Annotated in this window: 20 protein-coding genes; 12 read left to right on the top strand and 8 right to left on the bottom strand. The window is 72.2% G+C overall.

All coding sequences use genetic code 11. The annotated features are described in order from the left end of the window. Positions 1 to 2,043, bottom strand: a 2,043-nt coding sequence (locus EST92_RS20535; protein ID WP_135789053.1) for a transglycosylase domain-containing protein, incomplete at its 3' end; no start/stop codon positions are given. A 288-nt stretch (positions 2,044 to 2,331) separates the two neighbouring features. Here EST92_RS20535 and EST92_RS20530 point away from each other — a divergent pair. The 4 genes from EST92_RS20530 to EST92_RS20515 all read left to right on the top strand — a co-directional run bounded on the left by EST92_RS20530 (position 2,332) and on the right by EST92_RS20515 (position 5,739). Next, positions 2,332 to 3,129 carry an ABC-2 family transporter protein gene (locus EST92_RS20530; RefSeq protein ID WP_129282324.1) on the top strand — a complete coding sequence of 266 codons (798 nt, stop codon included), beginning with the start codon at positions 2,332 to 2,334 and terminating at the stop codon, positions 3,127 to 3,129. A 73-nt stretch (positions 3,130 to 3,202) separates the two neighbouring features. Further along, positions 3,203 to 3,967 (top strand): ABC transporter permease, encoded by a 765-nt coding sequence (locus tag EST92_RS20525; protein WP_254068928.1) that lies wholly within the window; start codon positions 3,203 to 3,205, stop codon positions 3,965 to 3,967. 11 nt (positions 3,968 to 3,978) lie between these two features. Further along, the gene (locus EST92_RS20520) at positions 3,979 to 5,052 is read left to right on the top strand and encodes an ATP-binding cassette domain-containing protein (RefSeq protein ID WP_254068927.1); all 1,074 of its coding nucleotides are present in this window, start codon (positions 3,979 to 3,981) and stop codon (positions 5,050 to 5,052) included. Positions 5,053 to 5,061: 9 nt separating this feature from the next. Continuing rightward, positions 5,062 to 5,739 (top strand): DUF1707 domain-containing protein, encoded by a 678-nt coding sequence (locus EST92_RS20515; RefSeq protein ID WP_129282322.1) that lies wholly within the window; start codon positions 5,062 to 5,064, stop codon positions 5,737 to 5,739. 43 nt (positions 5,740 to 5,782) lie between these two features. On the opposite strand, the gene EST92_RS20510 is transcribed toward EST92_RS20515, so the two are convergent. Then, positions 5,783 to 7,093 carry an SGNH/GDSL hydrolase family protein gene (locus EST92_RS20510; protein WP_129282321.1) on the bottom strand — a complete coding sequence of 437 codons (1,311 nt, stop codon included), beginning with the start codon at positions 7,091 to 7,093 and terminating at the stop codon, positions 5,783 to 5,785. Between the two features lie 273 nt (positions 7,094 to 7,366). On the opposite strand from EST92_RS20510, the gene EST92_RS20505 reads away from it, so the two are divergent. The 4 genes from EST92_RS20505 to EST92_RS20490 all read left to right on the top strand — a co-directional run bounded on the left by EST92_RS20505 (position 7,367) and on the right by EST92_RS20490 (position 11,468). Further along, entirely contained in the window at positions 7,367 to 8,725 is a 1,359-nt protein-coding gene (locus tag EST92_RS20505) for a DUF445 domain-containing protein (RefSeq protein WP_129282329.1), read from the top strand. 63 nt (positions 8,726 to 8,788) lie between these two features. Beyond that, on the top strand, positions 8,789 to 9,577 hold the full coding sequence (locus tag EST92_RS20500) for a class E sortase (protein ID WP_254068926.1): 789 nt from the start codon (positions 8,789 to 8,791) through the stop codon (positions 9,575 to 9,577). A 32-nt stretch (positions 9,578 to 9,609) separates the two neighbouring features. Next, on the top strand, positions 9,610 to 9,843 hold the full coding sequence (locus tag EST92_RS20495; RefSeq protein ID WP_129282320.1) for a DUF3311 domain-containing protein: 234 nt from the start codon (positions 9,610 to 9,612) through the stop codon (positions 9,841 to 9,843). After that, a complete protein-coding gene (locus EST92_RS20490) occupies positions 9,840 to 11,468 on the top strand; it encodes a sodium:solute symporter family protein (protein WP_129282319.1) in 1,629 nt (542 codons plus the stop codon). The genes EST92_RS20495 and EST92_RS20490 overlap by 4 nt, the downstream gene beginning before the upstream one ends. Here the strand turns inward: EST92_RS20490 and EST92_RS20485 are convergent. The 3 genes from EST92_RS20485 to EST92_RS20475 all read right to left on the bottom strand — a co-directional run bounded on the left by EST92_RS20485 (position 11,446) and on the right by EST92_RS20475 (position 14,896). Continuing rightward, positions 11,446 to 12,411 carry an SCO0930 family lipoprotein gene (locus EST92_RS20485; RefSeq protein WP_174244078.1) on the bottom strand — a complete coding sequence of 322 codons (966 nt, stop codon included), beginning with the start codon at positions 12,409 to 12,411 and terminating at the stop codon, positions 11,446 to 11,448. The two genes, EST92_RS20490 and EST92_RS20485, sit on opposite strands and share 23 nt — an antisense overlap. Before the next feature lie 188 nt (positions 12,412 to 12,599). Then, the gene (locus EST92_RS20480) at positions 12,600 to 14,144 is read right to left on the bottom strand and encodes an NADH-quinone oxidoreductase subunit NuoF family protein (RefSeq protein ID WP_129282318.1); all 1,545 of its coding nucleotides are present in this window, start codon (positions 14,142 to 14,144) and stop codon (positions 12,600 to 12,602) included. Further along, positions 14,141 to 14,896, bottom strand: coding sequence for a hypothetical protein (locus tag EST92_RS20475; RefSeq protein ID WP_129282317.1), 756 nt, complete (start codon positions 14,894 to 14,896; stop codon positions 14,141 to 14,143). The genes EST92_RS20480 and EST92_RS20475 overlap by 4 nt, the downstream gene beginning before the upstream one ends. A 576-nt stretch (positions 14,897 to 15,472) precedes the next feature. On the opposite strand from EST92_RS20475, the gene EST92_RS20470 reads away from it, so the two are divergent. Then, positions 15,473 to 16,273 carry a helix-turn-helix domain-containing protein gene (locus EST92_RS20470; RefSeq protein ID WP_129282326.1) on the top strand — a complete coding sequence of 267 codons (801 nt, stop codon included), beginning with the start codon at positions 15,473 to 15,475 and terminating at the stop codon, positions 16,271 to 16,273. 534 nt (positions 16,274 to 16,807) lie between these two features. Here EST92_RS20470 and EST92_RS20465 read toward each other — a convergent pair. The 3 genes from EST92_RS20465 to EST92_RS20455 form a co-directional block, all read right to left on the bottom strand. After that, on the bottom strand, positions 16,808 to 18,268 hold the full coding sequence (locus EST92_RS20465) for a DUF1996 domain-containing protein (RefSeq protein ID WP_129282325.1): 1,461 nt from the start codon (positions 18,266 to 18,268) through the stop codon (positions 16,808 to 16,810). Positions 18,269 to 18,415: 147 nt separating this feature from the next. Continuing rightward, positions 18,416 to 19,060 (bottom strand): DUF4142 domain-containing protein, encoded by a 645-nt coding sequence (locus EST92_RS20460; protein WP_129282316.1) that lies wholly within the window; start codon positions 19,058 to 19,060, stop codon positions 18,416 to 18,418. 212 nt (positions 19,061 to 19,272) lie between these two features. Further along, complete coding sequence (locus tag EST92_RS20455; RefSeq protein WP_129282315.1) at positions 19,273 to 21,168, bottom strand: AMP-dependent synthetase/ligase; 1,896 nt, start codon at positions 21,166 to 21,168, stop codon at positions 19,273 to 19,275. Positions 21,169 to 21,333: 165 nt separating this feature from the next. Here EST92_RS20455 and EST92_RS20450 point away from each other — a divergent pair, with 165 nt between their 5' ends. The 3 genes from EST92_RS20450 (at position 21,334) to EST92_RS20440 (ending at position 23,832) form a co-directional block, all read left to right on the top strand. Continuing rightward, positions 21,334 to 21,669: a DUF6412 domain-containing protein gene (locus EST92_RS20450; RefSeq protein ID WP_129282314.1), complete on the top strand. Its 336-nt coding sequence runs from the start codon at positions 21,334 to 21,336 to the stop codon at positions 21,667 to 21,669. Between the two features lie 97 nt (positions 21,670 to 21,766). Then, positions 21,767 to 22,804, top strand: a complete 1,038-nt coding sequence (locus tag EST92_RS20445; RefSeq protein ID WP_129282313.1) for a YidC/Oxa1 family membrane protein insertase — start codon at positions 21,767 to 21,769, stop codon at positions 22,802 to 22,804. 170 nt (positions 22,805 to 22,974) lie between these two features. Beyond that, on the top strand, positions 22,975 to 23,832 hold the full coding sequence (locus EST92_RS20440; RefSeq protein ID WP_129282312.1) for a fumarylacetoacetate hydrolase family protein: 858 nt from the start codon (positions 22,975 to 22,977) through the stop codon (positions 23,830 to 23,832). The last annotated feature ends 208 nt before the right edge of the window (positions 23,833 to 24,040 follow it).

The following is a 24,040-nucleotide window of genomic DNA, read 5'->3' as shown; positions in this document are numbered from 1 at the left end:
CGGGGCGGGGAGGGTGGCGGAGTCGCTCGGGCCGGTGGAGGGCGAGTCCGACGCGCCGGGCGACGCGGACTCGCTGGTGGACGGCTCCGGGGACGGCGACTCGGCGCCCTCCTCCAGCTGGAGGTCGAAGTCGCGGACCGGCTGTCCGTTCAGCGCGGCCGCGGTGTAGTCGGCCCAGATCTGGGCCGGGTAGTCGCCGCCGTTGACCCGCGACAGGCCGCCCGCCCCGTACAGCGGTTCCTGTGCGGCGCTCTCCGGGTTCTGGCCCAGGACGGCGACGACGGTGGCGAGATCGGGGGTGTAGCCCGCGAACCAGGCGGCCTTGTCGTCCTCCGCGGTGCCGGTCTTGCCGGCCGCGGGCCGCCCGGCACCCTGGGCGGCGGTGCCGGTGCCGCCGTCGACGACGCTGCGCAGGATCGAGGTGGTGGTGTCGGCGGCCGCGCGCGGGACGGCGGCGGTCTCCTCGCGCTCGGGCAGTTCGAGGTCCTCCTCGTCCTTGGTGACCTTGTCGACCAGGGTGTACGGCCGGTGCCGGCCGTGATGGGCGAGGGTGGCGTAGACCTGGGCCATGTCCAGCACGCTGGGGGTGGCGGTGCCCAGCGAGATGGCGCCCTGGGACGCGGCGAGGCTGGGGGTGCCGGCGGGGATGCCCAGATCGACGGCGGTGGCCTTGACCTTGCCGGGGCCGACGTCGATGCCCATCTGGGCGTAGACGGCGTTGACGGACTTGTCCGTGGCCTCGGTGACGGTGATCGGTCCGTAGGAGCGGTCGTCCTCGTTGGCGGGGGCGAAGCCGGTGGGGTGGCCGTGACGGAGCGTCATCCGCTTGTTGGTGCCGTCGTACACGGTCTGGGGGGTGATCCGTTCGCCGTCCTGGGTGGTGGAGCGGTGCTGGACGGCGGCGGCGAAGACGATCGGCTTGAAGGTGGAGCCGACCTGGTAGTCGCTGCGGGTGGCGCCGTTGACGTACTGCTTGGCGTAGTCGATGCCGCCGTAGAGGGCCACGACCCGGCCGCTCGCGGGGTCGATGGAGGCCCCGCCGGCCCGGACGTAGCGGTCGACCGTCCGGGAGTCGTCGAGCCGGTCCATCACACGGGTGTTGACCGCCTTGACGAAGGCGTTCTGGCGCTTCTTGTCGATGGTGGTGGTGATGCGGTAGCCGCCGGCCCGCAGGGTCTCCTCTTCGAGGATCTGGTGGTCGGTGAGGTAGTCCTTGACCGCCTCGACGAGGTAGCCGCGCTGGCCGGTGAGTCCGGCGGAGGCCTTGGCGGGTTTCGGTTCGGGGAAGCGCAGGGCGGCCCGCTCGGCGGGGGTGAGCCACTTCTTGGTGACCATGCCCTTCAGGACGTAGTTCCAGCGCGCCAGCACCCGCGGGCGGTTGCCGGGGTGGGCGGTGAGGTCGTAGGCGCTGGGGGCGTTGAGGAGGGTGGCGAGGTAGGCGCCCTGGGCGGTGGTCAGCGCCTCGGCGTTGCGGCCGTAGTAGGACTGGGCGGCGGCCTGGATGCCGTAGGCGTTGCGGCCGTAGTAGCTGGAGTTGAGGTAGCCCTCCAGGATCTTGTCCTTGCTCACCTCGCGGTCCAGCTTGATGGCGATGAAGAACTCCTTGGCCTTGCGGGTGACGGTCTGTTCCTGGCCGAGGTAGTAGTTCTTCACGTATTGCTGGGTGATGGTGGAGCCGGACTGTTTGCCCTTGCCGGTCACAGTGTTCCAGGCGGCCCGGAGCATCGCGGCGGGGTCGACCGCCGACTCGGCGTAGAAGTCGCGGTCCTCGGCGGCGAGGACGGCCTGCTGGACGGACTTGGGGATCCGGCTGAGCGTCACGTTCTGCCGGTTGACCTCGCCGTCGCGGGCCAGCTCCGAACCGTCGGAGTAGAGGTAGACGTTGCTCTGGGCCTTGGCGGCGCTGTTGGCCGGCGGGATGCCGACCAGCAGATAGCCGGCGATCATTCCGCCGACGATGAGCAGCAGGAACAGCAGCACGGTGCCCAGCACCGTGCGCCAGGTGGGGAGGGCACGGCGCCAGCCCGTGCGTTGTCCGCTCATGTCGGTTGGACTCCTCGGACGCCGCCGGAGGTTGCACCGCGGCGGGTCGGTGTCATGTCGGGGATATGTGCGGTACGCCGGGAGCAACTGCCGCACATGGGGCAACTCTCGCATCATCCGGGCCGGTCAGGAGGGGTGGCGCGCACCCTCGGCCGCCTCCTGACCGGCTGAATGGCGCCCACGGCTCACCCGAAGCAGTGATAATTCGATGGTGCCCGCCCGACCCGCGCCGTAGGCTCCGGTGCTTTGGGCGTCCGGCCCGAATGACGTCCGGGAGGGGTACGCGGCGTGTGGTACGCGGCGGTGGCGTCCGGCAGCTTCCGGCGGTACGCCACGTATCAAATCGCCACCGTGGCGGGTGTGTTCACCAACACCGTCTTCGGCTTCATCGTCGCCTCCACCTATATCGCGCTGTGGCACGAGCGGCCGCATCTGGGCGGCTACGACCAGGCGCAGGCGCTGACCTTCGTATGGACGGCGCAGGCGCTGCTGGCGACCGCGGCGCTGATGGGCAGCGGCGGCCTGGACGAGTTGCAGGAGCGGATCCGCAGCGGGGACATCGCGGTGGACCTCTACCGGCCCGCGGATCTGCAGCTGTGGTGGCTCTCCGCGGACCTGGGGCGGGCCGCCCTGCAGCTGCTCGGCCGCGGGGTGGCGCCGATGGCGGTGGGCGCCCTGGCCTTCCCGCTCGCGCTGCCCGACGATCCGCTGACCTGGGCCTGCTTTCTGCTGTCGGTGCTGCTCGGGGTGCTGGTCAGCTTCGCGCTGCGGTATCTGGTGGCGCTGGCCTCGTTCTGGCTGCTCGACGGCTCGGGCCTGTCCCTGATCAGCGGCCTGGCCTGCATGTTCTTCTCGGGGATGCTGCTGCCGCTGCGGGTCTTCCCCGGTGGTCTGGGGGAGGTCGCCGCACTGCTGCCGTGGGCGGCGGTGCTGCAGACGCCGGCCGATGTGCTGGTGGGGGTGCTGAGCGGGGGCGCGCTGGTGCGCGGGCTGGTGTTCCAGGCGGCGTGGGCGGTGGCGCTGCTGGCGCTGGGGCGGCTGGTGCAGTCGGCGGCGACCCGCAAGGTGGTGGTGCACGGTGGCTAGCGAGCCGGGGGTGGCCCGCGGCCGGGTGGCGGCGGTGGCGCAGGGGCTGTCGGCCTACGGGCTGATCGTGCGGATGTGGGTGCGCTCCAGCCTCGCCTACCGGACCTCGTTCGTGCTGATGGCGTGCGGCAACTTCGCGGCGAACGCCCTGGACTTCGTCGCGATCATGCTGATGTTCTCCCGGATCGATGCGCTCGGCGGCTTCGCGCTGCCGGAGGTGGCGTTTCTGTACGGCACCTCCGGTGCCGCGTTGGGCCTGGCGGATCTGGCGCTGGGCAGCATCGAGGGGCTGGGCCGGCGGGTGCGCGACGGCACCCTCGACACCCTGCTGCTGCGCCCGGCGCCGGTCTTCGCGCAGATGGCGGCGGACCGTTTCGCGCTGCGCAGGCTGGGCCGGATCACCCAGGCGCTGCTGGTGCTCGGCTGGTCGCTGCCCCGGATCGAGGTGGAATGGACGGTGGGCCGGGTGCTGCTGGTGCCGCTGATGGTGGTGTGTGGCACGGCCATCTTCGCGGCGGTGTACACGGCCGGTGCCGCCTTCCAGTTCTGGGCGCAGGACGCGGCCGAGGTGCAGAACTCCTTCACCTACGGCGGCAACGCGATGTTGCAGTACCCGCCGACGGTGTTCGCCAAGGAGCTGGTGCGCGGGGTCACCTTCCTCGTCCCGCTGGCGTTCGTGAACTGGCTGCCCGCGCTGCGGCTGCTGGGCCACCCCGATCCGCTGGGGCTGCCGGGCTGGGTGGATTTCCTGGGGCCCGTGGTGGCGGCGCTGATGTGTACGGGGGCGGGGCTGGTCTGGCGGCTGGGGCTCCGGGCGTACCGCAGCACCGGAAGCTGAGGGAGGGGCAGATGGCGCCCCGTGCACGGGCCGACGAGGACGACAAGGGGGCGGGTGTGGTGGGTGATGCCGCCGCGGCGGAGCCGCTGATCGAGGTGGACGGCGTCGAGAAGGTCTTCTCGGTGCGGCGCAAGGCGGGCCGGCTGCGCAGGGTGCGCGAGGAGGTCCGGGCCGTGGACGGGATCTCCTTCCGGGTGCCGCGCGGCGAGATGGTCGGCTACATCGGGCCGAACGGCGCGGGGAAGTCCACCACCATCAAGATGCTGACCGGCATCCTGGTGCCCAGCGGCGGCCGGCTGCGGGTCGCCGGCATCGATCCGGCGCGCGAACGCACCCGGCTCGCCCGCCGGATCGGCGTGGTCTTCGGGCAGCGCACCACGCTGTGGTGGGACCTGCCGCTGAAGGACTCCTACGAGCTGGTGCGGCGGATGTACCGGATCCCGGACGCCGTCCACCGCGCCAACCTGGAGCGCTGCGTCGAACTCCTCGACCTGGCCCCGCTGCTGGCCGTACCGGTGCGGCAGCTGTCGCTGGGGCAGCGGATGCGCGGTGACATCGCGGCGGCGCTGCTGCCGGACCCCGAGGTGCTGTATCTGGACGAGCCGACCATCGGCCTCGATGTGCTCAGCAAGGCGAAGGTGCGCGGCTTCCTGCACGAGGTGAACGCCGAGCGCGGCACCACCGTCCTGCTGACCACCCATGACCTCACCGACATCGAGCAGCTGTGCCGCCGGGTCATGGTCATCGACCACGGCCGGCTGGTCTACGACGGCGGCCTCGACGGGCTGCGGACGGCCGGCGGCGGGGAGCGGACGCTGGTGGTGGAGCTGGAGCGCGAACTCCCGCCGATCGAGGGCGTCCCGGGTGCCCGCACGGTCAAGGTGGCCGGCCCCCGGCAGTGGCTGGCCTTCCCGGCGGCGCAGAGCGCGGCGCCGCTGGTCGCGGCGGTCGCCGCGCGCTATCCGCTGGTGGATCTGTCCGTACGGGAGCCGGACATCGAGTCCCTGATCGCCGAGCTGTACGCGGGTGGCGGGAAGCGCGCGGATACCGCCGGCGACGGGGGAAAAATCGGCCGTGCGCCCTAACCTGTCGCTATGACTGAAGACCTCCCAGAATTGCGCGCCTCCGACGCCGACCGTGAGCGGGTCGCCGAGATCCTGCGGGACGCCGTCGCCGAAGGGCGGCTGGCAATGGAGGAGTTCGACGAGCGGCTGGAGGCGACGTACCGGGCGCGCACCTACGGGGAGCTGGAGCCGCTCACCGCCGATCTGCCGGCGGCCGCGACGGCTCCCGCGCCGCTGTCGCTGCGCAAGGACACCGCGGCGGTGACCGGGTGGTCGGAGCGGATCGTGAGCCACACGGACGGATCCGGGGCGGGCATCGGCATCCTGGGTGGCTTCCAGCGCAAGGGGCGGTGGACCATCGGGCGCCGCTTCACGGCGGTGTGCCTGATGGGCGGCGGCGAGCTCGACCTGCGCGAGGCGAACTTCGCCGGGCCCGAAGTCGTCATCAGCTGCTGGGCGTTGATGGGCGGGGTCAGCATCGTGGTGCCGCCGGGCGTCGAGGTCGATGTGCGGGGCCTGGGCATCATGGGCGGCTTCGACGCGCCGGACGGGGAGCCGGGCGAGCCCGGTGCGCCCCGGGTGATCGTCAAGGGGCTGGCGCTGATGGGTGGCGTCGGCGTCGAGCGCAAGCTGCTCAAGGAGGAGCGGCGCCGCCTCAAGGAAGAGAAGCGGCGCCTGAAGCACGAGCGGCGCAACGAGCTGGACTAGGGCCTGTCCGGTGGACAGGCCCTGACCGGCGCCTGCCCCGCCGTCACAGCGAGGCGGGCGCGGACTGCTTGAGGTGCTCCAGGTTCACGGCGTTGGCCATCGCCCGGAAGCCCTCGTCGCTCGGGTGGAGATGGTCACCGGAGTCGTAGGAGGGCCGCAGCCGCACCGGCATCGACGGGTCGCGCAGCGCCTTGTCGAAGTCCACGACCTCGTCGTAGACGGAGCCGGAGCGGATGATCCGGTTGACCTGCTCGCGGACCGAATTCAGCAGATCGGAGTAGCCGCGGTGGCCCCCGAACGGCGTAAGGGTGCTGCCGGTGACGCGCAGCCCACGGGCATGCGCCTGGCGGACGAGCTGCCGCATCCCCGCCACGATCTTCTGCGGGTCGAGCTGACGCGGTGACTTGAACAGGTCGTTCAGCCCGATCTCGACGATCACCGCCTTCACCCCGGTGCGCGACAGCGCGTCACGGTCCAGGCGGGACAGCACGCTGGGCCCGTTGTTCGGCGAGAACCTGCTGCCGTTGACCAGCAGGCGGTTGCCGCTGATGCCCTGGTTGAGGACGCCGTAGCGGGGCGCGCCGGGCTCGTTGCGCAGCCGCGCCGCGAGGAAGTCCGTCCAGCGGTGGTTGGCGCCCGCGGTGGAGGTGATGCCGTCGGTGATGGAGTCGCCGATGGCGACGACCGCGCCGCGGGCCTGGGTGCTCCACACGTCCACACCGGTCAGATAGCGCCAGTACGGGCTCTGCTCGGTGTAGGCCGCGCCGGTGGCGTCCTCCGCCCGGTCGCCGCGCGCCAGGTAGGAGGTCTGCCGGGCGTACGGGTGATACGTGGCGGGGCCCGAGGTCGACGGGGAGTACGTGGTGACCAGCAGGTCCGCGTCGCCCGGCACCTGCAGCCGGGTCGGGTCGCTGGTGACCGCGCCGCCCGCCGGGATGGTCACCGCGGGCTTGCCGCCGAAGGACAGCCGCCGCATGGTGCCGGTCGCGGCGGTGGGGTTGCTGGGGGCCGCGGCCAGCGCCAGCGAGGCATGGCTGACCACCAGCGGGCGGGTGCCGTAGAGGTTGGAGAGCTGGATGCGCACGCCGGAGCCGCCGACGCTGGTGTGCACGACATTGCGTATCGACATGCCCGCGTAGCCGTTCAGGGTGCCCGGCTCGGCCGCCGCGGCGGCCGCCGACCAGGTGCCGACCCACTGTCCGGACACGGCGGGGGCGGCCGGGTCGCGGGGCTTGTGAGGGGAGCTGCCCAGGCCGCCGCCCTCGCCGCCGAAGCCGACGAATATGGCGGTCGAGATCAGCACACACACCGCCGCCAGGCCGGCGAACAGGGCGTAACCCACACTTTTGCTCATGCGGGAGGGGTCTCCAGGGGAAAGCGGAGCAGCACGCTCCGGGCGGGCAAGGGCAGCGGATGATCAGCGGCACCGTTGCGGTCCGATCGGTCCTTCATGATCCCACGGACCTCCGGGAAGCCGCCCGGCGCCCCGGACCGTGCCGCCGTGGCATGGACGCGGGGAACTCGTGGTTCGTTCCAGGAGTAGGTCACAGTGGGACACGGGGCCGGACCGGCGGCCGGTCCGGAGCAGCATAGGCCGTAGGGATGACGGGGGAACGCGGTGGGAGCGGTGGAGCGGATGGAACGAACGGATTCGGACACGGCGGCGGACGCGGCGCGGGACCCGGTGACGGACGCCACGCCCACGGGCCGGTTCGCGGCGGCCGGCTTCGCCTACGGCGCCGCCGACGAGGAGCGCCGGCGCGCGGTGCGCCGGATGAAGACCCTGGCCACCGGCCTGCTGCTGGCCGTCGCGCTCGTCTACGTGCTGGCGAAATGGGCCGGATCCGCCGGGGCGGGTGGCTGGACCGGGTTCGTCGCGGCGGCCGCGGAGGCGGGGATGGTCGGTGCGCTGGCCGACTGGTTCGCGGTCACCGCGCTGTTCAAGCGGCCGATGGGGCTGCCGATCCCGCACACCGCGATCATCCCCACCAAAAAGGACCAACTGGGTCAGAGCCTGGGTGATTTCGTCGGGGAGAACTTCCTCTCCGGCGACGTCGTCCGGCGACGGCTGCACTCCGTCGCCGTCGGCCGGCGGCTCGGCGGCTGGCTCGCCGAACCCCGCAACGCCGACCGGGTCACCGCCGAGGTGTCCACCGCGCTGCGCGGCGCGCTGGCCGTGCTGCGCGACTCCGATGTGCAGGCGGTGGTCGGCGAGGCGATCACCCGTCGGGCCGATGCCCAGGAGATCGCGCCCCCGCTCGGCGGGCTGCTGGAGCGGATCGTCGCCGAGGGCGGCCACAAGCGGGTGGTGGACCTGGTCGTGGCCCGGGCCCATGACTGGCTGGTCGAGCACGGCGACTCCGTGATGACCGCGGTCTCCGGCGGCGCCCCCGGATGGACCCCGCGGTTCGTCGACCGCAAGGTGGGCGGCCGGGTCTACAAGGAGTTGCTGCGCTTCGTCACCGAAATGCGGGACATGCCCGAGCATCCGGCGCGTGGCGCGATCGACCGCTTCTTGCGGGACTTCGCGGACGATCTGCAGTCCGATCCCGACACCCGGGCCCGCGTCGAGCGGCTGAAGGCCGAGGTCCTGGGGCGCAGCGAGGTGCAGGACCTGATCGCCTCGGCCTGGGGCTCGGTCCGCGGGATGATCGTCGCCGCCGCCGAGGACGAGCGCAGCGAACTGCGGCTGCGGGTACGGGCGGCGCTGCTGTCCCTGGGGCGGCGGCTGGCCGCCGAGGAGCGGTTGCAGGGCAAGGTGGACGGCTGGCTGGAGAACGCGGCGGTCTATGTGGTGACGACCTATCAGAGCGAGATCACCGCGCTGATCACCGACACCGTGGCAGGCTGGGACGCGGAGCACACCTCGAAGAAGATCGAGGCGCACATCGGCCGTGATCTCCAATTCATCCGCATCAACGGCACCGTCGTGGGCGCCCTGGCGGGCCTGGCGATCTACGCCGTCTCGCAGGCCTTCGGCGGCTGACGCCCCGGACACGCCCTGGCGCTGCCTCTGGTGGCCTGGGCCCGCAGGGCTTACGGTGCCCGCGTGCGCGAGCGGATACCGGTGGTCGTACAGGGGCGGCGGGCTCGGCGCCCTGCTGTCGTGCGGGTGCTGTGGACGGGGGCGGAGCTGGCCGTGACGCTCGGCGTCGTCCTGCTGCTGCTCGTCGTCCACCAGCTGTGGTGGACGAACCGTCAGGCGCAGGAGGCGGCCCGGGACCAGGTGGACCGGCTGGAGCGGCAGTGGGCCGCCGGCCCGCCGGCGCCCGGCGCGTCCCCGGCGCCCGGGGGCGAGGCGGCCGACGGAGCGCGGACCGCCGGGCGCTCCCCGTCACCCGGCGCCCCCGGACACCGCGCCGCCGCCGGGTACCCGACGCCCCGCGCGGACCTGGCGTACGCCGTGCTGCGCATCCCCCGGCTCGGCCTGACGGTCCCCGTCGCCGAGGGCGTCGGCAAGGCCGCGGTCCTCAACCGGGGCTATGTGGGCCACTATCCGCACAGCGCGCAGCCCGGCGAGCCGGGCAACGTCGCCCTGGCCGGGCACCGCAACACCCACGGCGAGCCGTTCCGCCACCTCGACCGGCTGCGCACCGGCGACACCGTCGTCCTCGACACCGCCCGGACCCGCTCGACCTACACCGTCCGGCGCATCCTGCCGCGCACCACACCCGGCGACGGCACGGTGCTCGCCGCGGTGCCGTACAGCGGGGTGCACCCCTCCTACCGTTTCACCGCGCCCGGCTCCTATCTGACCCTGACGACCTGTACGCCGGCCTACACCTCCGCCTACCGGCTGGTGGTGTGGGGCGTGTTGCGGTCGACACAGGCCCGGTGAGCGCGGCGGGCCTTCGCCTAGGCTCTCGCCTTGTGGCTGACCAGACCTCCCCGGGGGCCTCCCCGGGCTCACGCAAACGTCCCGCGCTGCTGTGGCTGTTGCTGCCGTATGTACTGTTCCTGGCGGTGCTGCCGCTGGTGAACCGGGTGACCCCGACGGTGCTGGGGCTGCCGTTCCTGTTCTTCTGGATGCTGCTGGCGACGCTGGCGACCCCGCTGTCGGTCTGGCTGGCGCGGCGCGGTGACCGGGCGCGGGGGCGGGGATGAACGCCACGGTGTCCACCGCCGTGTTCGGTGCCTTCATGGTGCTCACCGTCGTCCTCGGGCTGCTGGCGGTGCGGGGGAGAGGCACAACCGGGGGGCAGACCGAAGGGCTTCCGGGGAAGGGCGGTGGTGGGCGACGGGCGGGCGGCCTCACCGAGTGGTCGGTGGGCGGCCGGAGCCTGGGCACCGTCTTCATCTGGGTGCTGATGGCCGGCGAGAGCTATACGAGCTTCAGCTACCTCGGCGCGGCCGGCTGGGGCTACCAGTTCGGCGCCCCCGTGCTCTATGTGCTGGCCTACATGTCCTGCGGCTATGCGCTCGGCTACGTCGTCGGTCCGATGCTGTGGGCCTACGCCCGCCGGCACGGCCTGGTCGGCATCACCGACATCGTGGCGCACCGCTACCGCCGGCCCTGGCTCGGCGCCGCCGTCGCGCTGCTCGCCACCGTCTGTCTGCTGCCGTACATCCAGCTCCAGATCACCGGCATGGGCGTGGTCGTCTCCACGATCTCCTACGGGGCGATCAGCCTGAACTGGGGCTACTTCCTCAGCTTCGCGGTCACCACCGCCTTCGTCACGGTCAGCGGGCTGCGGGGCAGCGCCTGGGTCTCCGTGCTCAAGGACGTGCTGGTCATCGCCACCCTCGGCTTCCTCGCCATCTATGTGCCGTGGCACTACTTCGACGGCTACGGGCCCCTGCTGCACCGGATCGTCGCCGAGAAGCCGCAGTGGCTGACCTTTCCCGGACACGAGTCGGGCGGTCTGGGCCAGGTCTGGTTCCTCACCACCACCCTCGTCAACTCCCTGACCGTGGTGATCTTTCCGACGACCGTGGCCGGCTATCTCGGCGCCCGCAATGCCGAGGCGCTGCGCCGTAATTCCCTGTATCTCCCTGCCTACAACGTCTTGTTGTTCGTGCCGGTGCTGCTGGGGATGGCCGCGCTGTTCGTGGTGCCGCACCTGAGTGGTGCGGGCTCCAATCTCGCGCTGTTCAAGCTGGTGGTGGACTCCCTTCCGGCCTGGGCCGTGGGGCTGATCGGGGTGGCCGCCGCCCTCTCCTCCATCGTGCCGATGGCCGTGTTCATGCTGGTCATCGGCACGATGTGGGGGAGGAGCGTGCTGGGGGCGATACCGCGCCTGCGTACCGGGGCGACGGGAGCGGCCGAGGGGGAGGAGCGGGGAGCGGCGCCGGAGGGCCGGCAGAAGCTGTTCTCGCAGCTGGTCGTGGTGGTGGCCGGAGCCCTGGCGCTGCTGCTGACCTACACCGCCCCCGACACCCTCGTCCGGCTGTCGCTGATCTCGTACGAGGGCATGGCGCAGCTCGTACCGATGGTGCTGCTGGGGCTGGTGTGGCGGCGGCTGACGGTGCACGCCGCGGTGAGCGGCCTGGTCGTGGGCTTGGTGCTCGTCTGTGTCCTGGTCTTCGGGGGACACGACCCGATCTGGGGAGTGAATGCCGGGCTCGTCGGGCTCGCCGTGAATCTGGCGGTGGCGCTCGCGGTCACCTGGCTGGGACCGCGGGGGACGGACGAGCGGCCGGACGCCGAAGTGCTGGCGCTGGACGAGGAGTTCCCCCGGCAGCGGACTCGGGCGCGGGGCGCCGCGGTCAGCCCTCCGGCGTCGTCGTGATCTTCTTGCCCTCCTTGGAGACCGCGAACCACAGGCCCATCTTGCCCTGGCCGTTGATGTCGCCGGGCTGCTTGTCACCGGTGAAGGTGTAGACGGGCCAGCAGTCGACGGCCAGCTGGCGGAGGCCGTCGGGGCGGGTGACGGTGGAGATGAGCTTGGACGGGATGCCCTTGAGCTTGGAGCGGTCGGCGGGCTTGGCGGGCTTCCAGGTGTCCAGGCAGGCGTCGTTGCAGCCGAACTTCATCGGCCAGGCGCTGTCCTTGTTGAAGCGGTAGAGGGTCATGCCCTTGCCGTCGACGAGGATGTCGCCGAGCTCGGGCTGGTTCATCACCGAGACGTCGCCGGGCGGCTGCGCGCCGGCCTTCTTGCCGTCGGCGGCCAGCGCGTTCCACGTGCCGCCCACGCCCTGGCCCTTGGTGTCGCCGGGCTTGGTGTCCTTGGCGTAGCGGTAGGCGGGCCAGCCGCCGATGGTGAGCTGCTTGGTGCCGTCGGCGCGGGTGACCGAGCCCAGCGCGCTCTTGGCGATGCCGGCGGGGGCCTGGGCGCCGTCGGCGGGGACCACGGGCCAGGTGGTGGCGCAGGAGCCGGAGCAGTTGGACTTCGGCGGGTCGGCGGTGTCCTTGTCGAAGCGGTAGAGCGTCATGCCCTTGGAGTCGGTGACGACCGGGCCGAGCTTGTCGTCCTGGTGCAGTGCCAGCGTCCCGGCGCGGGGCGCGGACTGGGGGGCTGCGCCGCTGTCGCCGCCGGCCTGGCCGCCGTAGCCGTCGCCCTGGCCGGAGCCGGAGGAGCCGTACTTGTAGTCACTGCCCGCTCCGGCCGGCTGCACCTGGTCCTGGGTGGGGGTGGTGCCGGCGCTCTGGTTGTCGCTGCTGCCACAGGCGGCGGTCAGCGCCAAGGTGGCGACCGCCATGGCCGCGAGGCCCGCTCGACGTCGAGTGATCATGATGTCTCCTCTGCCGGTTGGTCATTCCGTCGCTTGCTGAGGTGGAGCTGAAGTGCCTGTCCCGGGGCCCGTGCCGTTGCGGGCCGGGGCCGGCGGGGTGCCGTCGCCGGGGATTACGCGCTACGGGGGGCCCGGCGTTCAACGGCGGCGAAGAATTTTCCCCGCGCGCAAAAACCGTGTGCGGTCGGTCAGTTGCCGCCCTGCACGCGCAGCGCCAGCGCCGGGCAGCGGCGCACCGCGAGCTGCGCACGGCGCCGCATCCGGGCGGGCAGCGCCATGCTGGCCTTCTCCGGGTAGCCGTCCGGGCCGAGCTTCACGATGCCGGGCACCACGTCCGCACACAGGCCGTGGCCGCGGCACAGCGTCCAGTCGACCAGCAGCCGTTCCTGCGGCGGCGCGGCGGGTGCCGACGGGGCGGTCGGCGCGGCGGACGGCAGGAGCGGCAGGTGCCCGGTGACCGGCAGGGCCCCGGTCACCGGGCGGCCGCACCCGAACCCCCGCGCATGGCGCTCGAACTCCTCGGGGAAGGCGGCGAGGGCCGAGGCCACGAAGCGGGCGGTGCCGTCCGGGTGGCTACAGGCGCCGCGCTTCTCCACGGCCCGCATCCGGGCGTGCACGGCGTCCAGCGCGGCGTCTCCGCCGCCGCGGACCGCGAGGTCGAGCTGGTCGGCGAGCGCGGGCAGGCCCAGCACACAGGGGCCGCACTGGCCGGCCGACTCGGCGCCCATCCACTTCGCGACGCGGACGGTCTCGCCTGCCGGGCAGGTGTCGTACGGCAGCGGGAGGACCGCGCCGGCGCCGAGCACCGCGTTGTAGGTCTTCAGGTCGTCCCGGGACAGCGTCGCGGTCTGGGCGTCGACGGGCGAGATGAACGTGCCGTGGTAACCCCCGATCAGCACCCCCTGCCCCGCGTCCATTCCGCAGAGCGCGAGCACCCGGTTGAGCGGGACGCCGTAGGGGACCTCGACCACGCGGCTGCCGGCCACGGTCAGCAGCAGGGTGCCGGGCTCCGTGGGCAGGCCGGCGGTGCGGTAGCCGAGCGCCCCGAGGCGGGCGGCCACGGCGAGCTGGGCGTAGGTCTCGGTGTTCGACAGCAGGGTCGGCACACCGTTCAGCCCGCGCTCGCTGGAGCGGATCTTGCGGCCCGAGGGCAGGCCGGGCCCGCCGCCCAGGCCGTTCGTCATCGCGGAGCCCTCGCCGGTGACGAACCGCTCGGTCAGCAGGGTGACCCGTAACGTCGGCCGCACCGGTCCGCGTTCGTCGATGGCCCGCTGTACGGAGTTCAGGACGTCCGTACGCGTCACGCCGATGGCGACCTCCTGGGCGCCGAGGGAGTCGGCGGCCAGCAGGGCGCCGTCGATCACCAGATGCGGGGCGTGCAGCAGCATCGCGGTGTCCTTGAGGCAACTGGGCTCGCCTTCGCTGCCGTTGACGACGATCGCGCCCTTGCCGTCCGCCCGCTGCATGCTGTCCAGGACCGCACTCACCTTGCGGGCGAACGGGAAGCCCGCACCGCCGCGGCCGCGCAGATCGATGTTCTCCGCCAGCGCCACCAGCTCCTGGGAGGTCAGCTGGGGCAGGCTGCCGTGCCGGGCGAGATGCGCCACCCGGTCCATGCGGGGCATCTCGTCCAGGCCGGCCAGCAGCCGGGGCGGGCCCAGCGACGCCAGCGTGGGGACGGGCTCCGGGCCCGTGAGGGCCGGCAGCATGCGGGTGGGGGCGGGGGCGGTCATGGGAGTTCTCCTGAGTTCCTGCGGGTGTCGCGCAGCCGCAGCGCGAGTCGTACGGCCACCGCGGTGAGGCAGATGGCGTAGCCGGCGATGGCGTAGCCGGCCGCGGGGCGGCCCGCCCTGAGGCCGTGCACCAGGGCCAGCCCCCAGGCGACGTACGCGCTCATGTGCAGCGCCCGCCACCACCGGGAAGCGGTGATGCCGGTAAAGGCGCCGCGCACCGCGCCGGTCACCGCCACGGCGATGAACACGTAGGCGGCGAGGCTGCCGAGGCCGATGAGTCCGGGGCGGGCGCCATCGGTGAACGGCACCGCGGCGGCCGTCGCATCGGTGTGGCCCTCGGTGACTTTGACCCAGACGTGCAGGCCCAGGAAGCCGAGGCCGGCGACGCCGGTGCCGCGGTGCACGGCCTGGGCGAGCAGCCGGTGGCCGGAGTGCAGCACCATCCGGTCGGTGGCGGCCAGGCCCCACAGCACGGTGATCGACAGGGAGACCAGCGCGAGCACCCCGGCGCCGTAGTCAAGGAAGTTGAGCAGGCCGTCCATCGCGCCGGAGCGCATCAGGACGGCGAGGAAGAGCAGCAGTGCGGCCGGAAGCGCCGGGCGGAGTACGGCGGTTCCGGCGAAGCCGCCGGCCGGTCGGCGGGCCGGCGGCCCGGGTTCGTTCGGAGGGCGCCGGGGGCGGGGCACGAGTGGCGAGGACCGGGCACGGTGTGCGCGACGGCCCTGACGGGACTGCAGACGCGGAGTCGACATCGATCCTCCCGGTGTTCGGGCACGGGTACGGGATGCGAATTTCCATGAAATCTCCCGGCGGCGGTATTTGCCCCGGGGCTTTTGTTCGGGTGACCCCCGGTAACACTAAACATTCTGTAACCGGGTGGATACGCAGGGCCGTAATCCGGATGTCAAAAGCATCTACGAACGTGTTCAGGATTTCGTAAGGTTTATCGCGCTGTGACAAATTCCTGCAGTGGCATCGCGGGCGCGCGGCACGACTCCGGATGATGCCCAATCAGGCGCACGGGGTGCGCCACCCCCCGTAACAGCCGCATCCCCGCCAGGATCGAGGTAGCGATGTGTGATCTCCTGAACCGCATCTGGTCGCGTCCCCGAGGCGAGTGGACCCGGGTAGTCAGAAATGAACTCCCGGACCTCGCCGAGAAGTTGGTCGCGGAGTTGCAACGCGGATTTCCCGCATTGTCCGCACTTCTCGGGGATACTCCCGTAGAAGAGGCACATTGGGCGCTTGAACAGGCCTTGCTGACAGTTCTTGGGTACCAAAAAGAGTCGGAGAGTAAACCTCCGGCAGGACCTTCTGTGGTGACCCCGATGCCCGTGGCCCGGGCTCGCCAGGACCTGTTCGACGTGCTCGCCGGACAACGCGAGGTGCCGGAGGAGGGGTTGACCGAGCTGTCCCGCGCGGCCGGCTGGCCCATCCCCGACACCCTCCAGGCCGTTGTGCTTGCCACCCCCGCCGAGGCCCCGCAGTTGGCCGCGGCACTGGGGCACGCCCTCATCGGCAGTGTCGACGGCTACACCTGTCTGTTCGTCCCCGACCCGGCCACCCAGACCAGGGGCCGCCTGGAGGCGGCGCTCAAGGGACGGCCGGCGGCGGTCGGACACGTGGTGCCCGCCACCGACACCGCCTCGTCGCTGCGTTGGGCCCGCTATCTGCTCACGCTGGCTCCCGGCCGGGTCGGCCCGGAGACGCGGCCCGCGTTCGTCGACGACCACCTCTCGGCGCTGCTGCTGCTCCAGGACGAGTCGCTGGCGGACGCGCTGACGTCCCGCTGGCTCGGCCCGCTGGAGGAGCTGACGCCCCGGCAGAGCGAACGCCTCGAAGTCACGCTGCTGGCCTGGCTGGAGGGCGGCGGCGCCCCCGAGGCCGCCAAGCTGCTGCATGTGCACCCGCAGACGGTCCGCTACCGCCTGCGGCAGATAGAGAAGCTCTTCGGCCCGGTGCTGCGCGATCCGCGGACCCGCTTCGAGCTGGAGATGGCGCTGCGCAGCCGTCGCCTGATGGCGCACGTCCGCAGTTACCGCGCCCGGGCCGGCCGCCGGGCCAGGACGGTCGCGTCGTCCATCCGCCCGCTGGGCATGGCCCGCGAGGCCCGCGTCAACGGCCTTTGACATACCGGCTGACGACGCACCACGTCCCTTGAGCTGACAGCCGTCCGGCCCGGCGAGAGCCCACCGGCCCACCGCCCGCCACCCGGCGCACCGCAGCGGTCCCGCATCCCGGAACACCGGGGTCGGGGCCGCTGCTTCGTCATGTGCGTCATGGACGTCACGTGCGCCATCTGCGTCAGGTGCTTCATGTGCGTCACGGCTGTGGCTTCTTCCGGGGCGCTGCTCCGTCATGCCGTGCGGACCGCCGCTCTCTGTCGTTGCTTCCCGGACGGACGACCGTCGCTCCGGCGTGGTGTGCGGGCCGGCGCTCCGGTCCTGGCTTCCCGGCCGCCGCGGGCGCCGGAGTTCCCGGGCCGCCACGCCAGTGGGCCCCGGCCCCCGCGTCGGCGGAGCCAGGCCCCGCCGCCGGGCCCGGAACCCGACTCCCCCTGCCGCCGTCGCCCCCGGCACGCAGGAAGCGCCACCAGGAGGCACCACGCAGAAGGTGCCCCCCAGGGAAGCTCTCCCTGAGGGGCACCTCCTTGCCTGCCTCACTCAGGTGCAGTTACGGCCATCGTTGATGCACTCGACGGCCTTGCTCATCAGGTCGTCCGGCATCACGTTGATGAAGTCACCGTGGTCGGTGACGGGTTTGTGCAGCTGCTCGGGGAAGCTGTCCACCGCGAAGCTGTCGCCCTGCGGGACGTCGTAGGTGATCCGCTGGGTGAGCTGCGGGATCGCCTTGAAGCCGTTGGGGCAGGTGCCGTTCTGGTCGGAGAACGCCACGTGGTCGCGGTGGTTGCCGCTGTCGATGTCCCGGCCGTCCCAGCAGTTCTGGAACGCGAAGGTGCGCACGACCTGCGAGCCCTGGGGGCACAGCGGGTACTTGTCCTTCAGCTGCCGGTCCTCGAAGCCGGTGCAGCTCCACGAGGCGTTGGCGTTCTTCGTGCCGTTGGTGAACGCCTTGGCGTCACCGGTGATGATCCGCAGGAAGCGCGGCATCGCGGTCACCGGACCGGCCTGGCTGCCCCGGAACTTCAGGGTCACCGTGGCCGGCGTCAGCGTCGTGCCGACGTTGGCGTCCTGCGCCGCTCCCGGCTTCTGCTCCGCGGCCCCGTCCAGCTTGCGCAGCACCGGCCAGTAGTGGGTGGACTGGTCGCCGTTGTTGCAGGTGGTGTCGGAGGCGGCGAGCTTGTTGTCGTCGGCGAAGGCGTCGGTGGCCTTGTTTCCGACGTAGTCGTGGGTGTGGTGGGCGCCGTTGCTCACGCCCGGCGTCACGATGACGTTGTCGGAGTTGAAGTGGCCGTCCTCATTGCGCCCGCACTCGGTGGTGAAGCTGCCCGTGGTGGCGTTGCCCCCCTTGGGAGCGGCGAACGGCGGGGCGTCCGCGTTCGGCTGGACGGTGGTGATGTCGACGAAGTCGTCAGGGGAGGGGCCGCCCTGCTGGCCCTGCTGCTGGCCGCCGGTCTGGTTCGGGTCCTGGGTCTGTTGCTGGCCGCTCTGGTTCGGGTCCTGGTTGGGGTCCTGGGTCTGGCCCTGCGTCTGGGTCTGCGTCTGCCCCTGGTACCAGCCGTCCTTCACGGACTTCGTGGAGTCGTTGCCGCCCGCGCCCGCGCCCTCGCTGATGGGCTTCATGGTGCAGCCGCTCATCTTGAGCAGGTAGCTCGGCCGCTTGGTGTTCTTGGCGATCGCCGTGACCATCATGTTGATGGTCTTCTGGCGCTGCGCCTTCAGCCCGCTGAGGACGTTGGAGCCGCTGCCGCCCATCATCTTGTGGTAGGCGTCGTGCACCTGCCGGTCGAGCGAGGAGAGCCCCTTGGAGACCGGGAGCTGGGCGCTGTGCGGCACCTTGCGCAGCCGCTCGCCCACATCGGGGCAGGAGATGGTGTACGAGGCGGACACCGTGTGCTGGTGGCCGGAGCCCGCTTCCGGGTGGGAGTTGCCGGCCAGCGCGGTCGTGGCGACCACGGCCAGACCGCCGCCGCCGAGCAGGAGCGCGCTGGCCCCCACGAGCATTCTGTTCGTCAAACGCGAGCGTTTATGGGCTTGTTGCCGTTGCCTCATGAGATCACTTCGCTTCGTCCGATGTGAGGGGTGTCGTCGTCCTGTTTCGTTTCGCAGAGGGGCGTGACGGGCGCCTTCCGGTGCGGGTCCTGCGCAAGGTCAGCTGGAGTGCAGGGTGTTGAAGTCGACCCGACCGGTCTTCTCCAGGACCGTGATGTGGTCCAGCACGACGTCGTTGGCGCGGTCCGCCAGAGCACGCACCATCGTGTTCTTGGTCTGGTCACGCACCAGGGCCACCAACCCGAAGACCTTGCCGTGGGCCCGGCGCAGCAACTCGGCCAGCGTCGCGTCGAACTCCTTGCCCTGGGCGGCCTTGAGCTGCCCGAGCCAGCCCTGCTGGGCGACGTTGGGCTCCGTGGGCAGGTCGATGCCCAGTGCCCGCCCGGCCTCGTTCGACCGCTGGTCCAGCTCGGTGTGTCCCGCCACGAGGTGGTTGCCGGCCGTGCGGACGGCGGCGGTCGTCCCGCGCTGCTGCGCCATCCGGCCCGAGGGCAGCTCCCACAGCCCGGCCAGCTTGACCTTGCGTACGAAGTCCCGGTCCATCGCGGTGAGCGGACCGTAGCGGGTGCTGACCGTGCCCCCGCCGTCGTCGTCGTACGTGAGCGTGGTGGTCGCCGCGGCTGCGGTCTCGCCGAAGAGTTGGACGGGCAGCAGCAGTGCCGCCAGTGTCGCCACGAGCGCGGCTACCACCAGTCCGGTGGCGATGGCCCGCCCGGATGTTGCGGAGTTGCTGAGGATCCGCACACGGCCTCCCGGTTCGTCTTACTGGAATGCCACCGGACGCTAAATGCCGCGCGGGGTCTGCGGTCGCGGGTCCTCACCCCTGGACAAATAACGGCCGGGCCCGCCGCGGCACTGCTACGGTGCCGCGTGCGGGCCCGACCGGGTGAACGGGTGACGTGCGCCGGATGCCGTATGCCCGGTTCGGGCCCGCACCAGCGCTCCGCCCTGCGTGCTCAGCGTGCGTACAGGCTCGCTGCCGCCCAGCGGCGGCGCTCCCGCCGGGACTCGGGCTCCTCGCTGCGGCCTTGGGCGTACAGCGCCTCGATCTCCGCCGCGTACGCCCCGACGATGGCCGCCCGCCGCAGCTTCAGCGACGGCGTCACCAGCCCGGACTCCTGGCTGAACTCGCCCGGCAGCACCCGGAAGGCGCGGATCGACTCGGCCCGCGACACCGAGGCGTTCGCCCGCGACACCGCCCGCCGCACCTCCGCCTGCAACTGCTCCTCCGGCGAGGGCGCCGTGCTGCCCGGGCTGGGCTCGTCCCGTAGCTTGCGCCAGTGCGCCAGCGCGTCCGGGTCCAGGGTGATCAGCGCGGTCACATAGGGCCGGTTGTCGCCGACGACCACACACTGCGAGATCAGCGGATGGGCGGACAGCCGCTGTTCCAGCCCCTGCGGCGCCACGCTCTTGCCGTTGCTGGTGATGATGACGTCCTTCTTGCGGCCGGTGATGACGAGATAGCCCTGCTCGTCCAGGTGCCCGAGGTCACCGGTCGCCAGCCAGCCGTCGTACAGTCCGCCGCCCGGGCCGCCGCTCTCGTCGAGGTAGCCGGCGAACACCACCGCACCCCGCACCCACACCTCGCCGTCCAGCGCCAGATGCACCGCACTGCCCGGCAGCGGCAGGCCCACCGTCCCGAACCGCACCCTGCCGGGCGGCTGTACGGTGATCGCGCCGCTGGTCTCGGTCAGGCCGTAGCCGTCGTAGACGGTGATCCCCATACCGGCGAAGAGCAGCCCCAGCTCCCGCAGCAGCGGCGAGCCGCCGGAGACGGCCGTGTGCACCCGGCCGCCCAGCATCTCGCGGATGCGCGAGTACACCAGCCGGTCATAGAGCGCATGGCGGGCACGCAGGAACGGGTCGGGGCCGCGCCCGGTGCCCGCTTCCTGCTCCGCGAGCGCCTCCGCGTAGCGCACCGCCACCGTCATCGCCGCGTCGAACGTCCGCTGCCGGCCCGCCTGTTCCGCGGCCTGCCGGGCGCGGGTGCAGATCTTCTCGAAGACGTACGGCACCGCGAACAGGAACGTCGGACGGAACGAGGCCAGGGCCGGCAGCAGTTCGCTCGACGACAGATCGGGCTGATGGGCCAGCTTGACCCCGCCGCGCAGGCACGCCACCTGCACCATCAGCCCGTAGACGTGCGCGAACGGCAGGAAGGCCAGCAGCGACGGACGCTCGCCGGGCGCGGCCAGCAGCCCGCCCCAGCCCGCGTACAGGGTGTCGCACTGGGCGGCGAGGTTGGCATGGGTGATCACGCAGCCGCGCGGGCGGCCGGTGGTCCCCGAGGTGTAGACGATCGCCGCGATGTCCTCCGGGTCGACCGCATGACGCAGCCGGTGGACATCCGCCTCGGGCAGCCGGGTGCCCTCCTCCCGCAGCCGCTCCACACAGTCCAGGTCCAGCTGCCACAGCCGGCGCAGCGCCCGTTCGTCGCAGGCCTCGGCCACGGTCATGGCCTGTGCCTCGTTCTCCACGATGATCGCGGTGACCTTCGCCCCGGTCAGGATGGCGCGCAGCTGCTCGGTCGACGCGGTCGGATAGACCGGCACCAGCTGCCCGCCGATCGCCCACAACGCATAGCTGAACAGCGTCCACTCGTACCGGGTCCGGGCCATCAGGGCGACCCGGGTGCCGGGCCGGACGCCGTCCGCCAGCAGCCCCCTGGCCAGCGCCAGGACCTCGTCCCGGAATTCCGCCGCCGACACCTCCTGCCAGCCGCCGCCGACCCTGGGATCGCGACGGGCGAGCTGCGCGAAGTCCGGCTGGTGAGTGGCGGTGTCGAAAACGGAATCGGCCAGACCGCCGGTCCGCAGTGGAGCCGCCAGGGCCGGAACGCTGATGTCGCGCACAGCACCTCCTTGGTGTTCCCCCTTGTAATTCCCCCTGGTCCTACCGCCGTCCCGACGGCAGGCAGGGCAAGTTACCGGCAGGTGTCCCGGCTGCCCAGCTCTATGGCTACTCTTGAGCGGAAGACGACAAGTCTTGAGCAGCGGACCACCTGAGGAGGACGCCGGATGCACCGCATCGTCGACGCTCCCCCAGTCTTCGTCCGGGCGGTGCCCCCAGGCGTCCGTTGCACGTCCGCGCTGTTCTTCCTCCTGGCCGGTCTCCTGCTCTCGCAGACCGGCCTCACCACGGCCCTGACGGCCGCCGCGACCACCGCCGCGATGATGCTGCTGTGCAGCGCCTTCCTGGTCGCGGCCGCCGCCCGGCCGTTGCCCCCGGGCCGGATCCGAACCGCCCTGCGCGACCGCGAGCGGCGCACGGCCTTCCTGCCCCAGCGCGATCCCGACGCGGCCGGCCGCCCGCGTCCCCGAGCACCGGGCCGTCCCTTCCCGACGGCCGCGTAGGCGCACCGGTCCGGTCACCGCACCGCACGCCGCGTCCGCGCGGCTCGTCACGCCGATTCCTCATCCCGGCACGACGAGACCCGTGGAGGGCTCACCCATGTCCATGTTCGGCTTCCTCGGCGACGCGCTGGCGCACGGCGCCGAGGCGCTCACCCCGCTCTTCGGCACCGCGGCCATGGCCGTCACCATCGTCCTGTGCACCCTGGCCGTCCGCGCCGCGCTGCACCCGCTCGCCCGCGCCGCCGCCCGCGGCGAGAAGGCCCGCTCGGCGCTCGCCCCGGAGCTGGCCGCACTCCAGCGCACGTACAAGGGCGACCCCGAGCGCCTGCAGAAGGAGACCTCCGCCCTGTACGCGAAGACCGGCTCCACCCCGCTGGCCGGCTGTCTGCCCACGCTGCTCCAACTGCCTGTCTTCTTCGTGATGTACCACCTGTTCTCCACCGGCGGGGGCGGTCTGCTGGACCACACCCTGCTGGGGGCGCCGCTCGGCGGCCACTGGAGCCAGGCGCTCGCCGACGGCGGTGTCCTCGGCCCGCAGGGCCTGGTCTACCTCGCGCTGTTCGCCCTGATCGCGGCGGTCGCCACCTGGAACTTCCGGCGGGCCCGCGCCACGATGGCGAAGGCCCCCGCCCCGGCCGCGGGCGGCAGCGGGGCGAACGCCGCACTGCCCGGCATGGCCTCCATGGCCAAGGTGATGCCGCTGCTGTCCTTCGGCATGCTGATCACGGTCGCCGTGGTGCCGCTGGCCGCCGGGCTCTACACGGTCACGACGACGATCTGGACGGCGTGCGAGCGGGCGCTGCTGCATCGCGACCGTGGGGACGGTGACGCGGGGGCGGCGCGGCAGTCGGGGGCTGCGGCGGCTCCCGTGACGGGCCGGACGGCCGCGGCCGAGGGGAGCTCCGCCACCCCGGACGCGCGCACCCCGGCCCGCCGCCCGGCACCGCAGCGCGCGCCGAAGAGCCGCGCGGCGCGGCAGCGGGCGGCCCGGGCCAGGGCCAACTCCCGGGCCAACTCCCGGGCCAATTCCCCGGCCAACGCCCCGGCCGACTCCCGGGTCGGCGCCCGCCCGGCAGCCGACGGTGCGCCGCGCGCGGGCGGGGCCGGCGAGGCCACCGTTCCCACCGCGGGATAGCGGCCACCGCGGGACAGCGGCGCGCCCCCAGCGGTCCAGTCCGGGAACGGGGCCTTGCGGACCGGACCCCGTTCTTGGACGATCGGCCGAATCGCTCGATGGCCGTCCCCCATCGGCCGGCCCGGAAGAGCCCTTCCCGGCCGACCTACGACCACGGGAGTGGGGAACCGATGAAGCTGCTGCGTGTCGGCACGGTGGGGGCGGAACGCCCGGCGCTGCTCGACGGGTCCGGGGTCCTGCGGGATCTGTCGGGACTGGTCCCGGACATCGACGGGGCGTTGCTCGCGGACGAGCGGAAGCTGGCGGCCCTGCGCGCCGCCGCGGCGTCCGGTGAGCTGCCACGGCTCGACGCGGCCGGACTGCGCACCGGTCCACCGCTGGCCCGGATCGGCAAGATCGTCTGCATCGGGCTGAACTACCACGATCACGCCCGGGAGACCGGGGCCGCGCCCCCCGAGGAGCCGATCCTCTTCATGAAGGCCCCGGACACGGTCGTCGGCCCCGACGACACCGTGCTGGTGCCGCGGGGCAGCGTGAAGACCGACTGGGAGGTGGAGCTGGCGGTCGTCATCGGCCGCACGGCCCGCTACCTGGAGACCGACGAGCAGGCGCTGGCGGCGGTCGCCGGCTATGCCGTGGCGAACGACGTCTCCGAGCGCGCGTTCCAGATCGAGCGCGGCGGCCAGTGGGACAAGGGCAAGAACTGCGAGACGTTCAACCCGCTGGGTCCGTGGTTGGTGACCGCCGACGAGGTGCCCGATCCGCAGGATCTCGGCCTGCGGCTGTGGGTCAACGGCGAGCTGAAGCAGGACGGGACGACCGCCGAGCAGATCTTCCCGGTGGCCGAAGTGGTCCGCTACGTCAGCCGGTTCATGACCCTGTACCCCGGCGACGTCCTCAACACCGGCACCCCCGCCGGCGTCGCCATGGGCCACCCGGACCCCAAGCCGTATCTGCGGGCCGGCGATGTCGTGGAGCTGGAGATCGAGGGGTTGGGGCGCCAACGAACCGCGCTCCGCGCGGGGTGATTCCCACGTTGTCGGCTGTCCCGCCGTTGCGCCTGCGCTTTGCGGCGCGCCCCACGTTGTCGGCTGTCCCGCCGTGGTGGTTTGTCGCCGTTGCTCCCCCACTGCCTGAAGGGCGTGGGAGGTACCCCCACGCGGCGGGCGTGGGTTTGTCGGGTGCGGTGCCGCTCCTCCGGACTTCGTCCTGCGGCGCGGCCCCTCCCGTTGGGGG

The sequence above is a fragment of the Streptomyces sp. TM32 genome, from assembly GCF_004122755.1.
Classification (GTDB): domain Bacteria; phylum Actinomycetota; class Actinomycetes; order Streptomycetales; family Streptomycetaceae; genus Streptomyces; species Streptomyces sioyaensis.
This window is presented reverse-complemented; position numbering and strand designations above follow the sequence as displayed.

What these genes read in the sequence shown, in the direction of transcription:
- EST92_RS20440 (WP_129282312.1), top strand. Translation starts at nt 22,975, where the DNA reads ATGAAGCTGCTGCGTGTCGGCACGGTGGGGGCGGAACGCCCGGCGCTG.
- EST92_RS20480 (WP_129282318.1), bottom strand. Translation starts at nt 14,144, where the DNA reads ATGACCGCCCCCGCCCCCACCCGCATGCTGCCGGCCCTCACGGGCCCG.
- EST92_RS20515 (WP_129282322.1), top strand. Translation starts at nt 5,062, where the DNA reads ATGACTGAAGACCTCCCAGAATTGCGCGCCTCCGACGCCGACCGTGAG.
- EST92_RS20490 (WP_129282319.1), top strand. Translation starts at nt 9,840, where the DNA reads ATGAACGCCACGGTGTCCACCGCCGTGTTCGGTGCCTTCATGGTGCTC.
- EST92_RS20450 (WP_129282314.1), top strand. Translation starts at nt 21,334, where the DNA reads ATGCACCGCATCGTCGACGCTCCCCCAGTCTTCGTCCGGGCGGTGCCC.
- EST92_RS20475 (WP_129282317.1), bottom strand. Translation starts at nt 14,896, where the DNA reads ATGTCGACTCCGCGTCTGCAGTCCCGTCAGGGCCGTCGCGCACACCGT.
- EST92_RS20470 (WP_129282326.1), top strand. Translation starts at nt 15,473, where the DNA reads ATGCCCGTGGCCCGGGCTCGCCAGGACCTGTTCGACGTGCTCGCCGGA.
- EST92_RS20520 (WP_254068927.1), top strand. Translation starts at nt 3,979, where the DNA reads ATGGCGCCCCGTGCACGGGCCGACGAGGACGACAAGGGGGCGGGTGTG.
- EST92_RS20525 (WP_254068928.1), top strand. Translation starts at nt 3,203, where the DNA reads ATGTGGGTGCGCTCCAGCCTCGCCTACCGGACCTCGTTCGTGCTGATG.
- EST92_RS20445 (WP_129282313.1), top strand. Translation starts at nt 21,767, where the DNA reads ATGTCCATGTTCGGCTTCCTCGGCGACGCGCTGGCGCACGGCGCCGAG.
- EST92_RS20465 (WP_129282325.1), bottom strand. Translation starts at nt 18,268, where the DNA reads ATGCTCGTGGGGGCCAGCGCGCTCCTGCTCGGCGGCGGCGGTCTGGCC.
- EST92_RS20510 (WP_129282321.1), bottom strand. Translation starts at nt 7,093, where the DNA reads ATGAGCAAAAGTGTGGGTTACGCCCTGTTCGCCGGCCTGGCGGCGGTG.
- EST92_RS20485 (WP_174244078.1), bottom strand. Translation starts at nt 12,411, where the DNA reads ATGATCACTCGACGTCGAGCGGGCCTCGCGGCCATGGCGGTCGCCACC.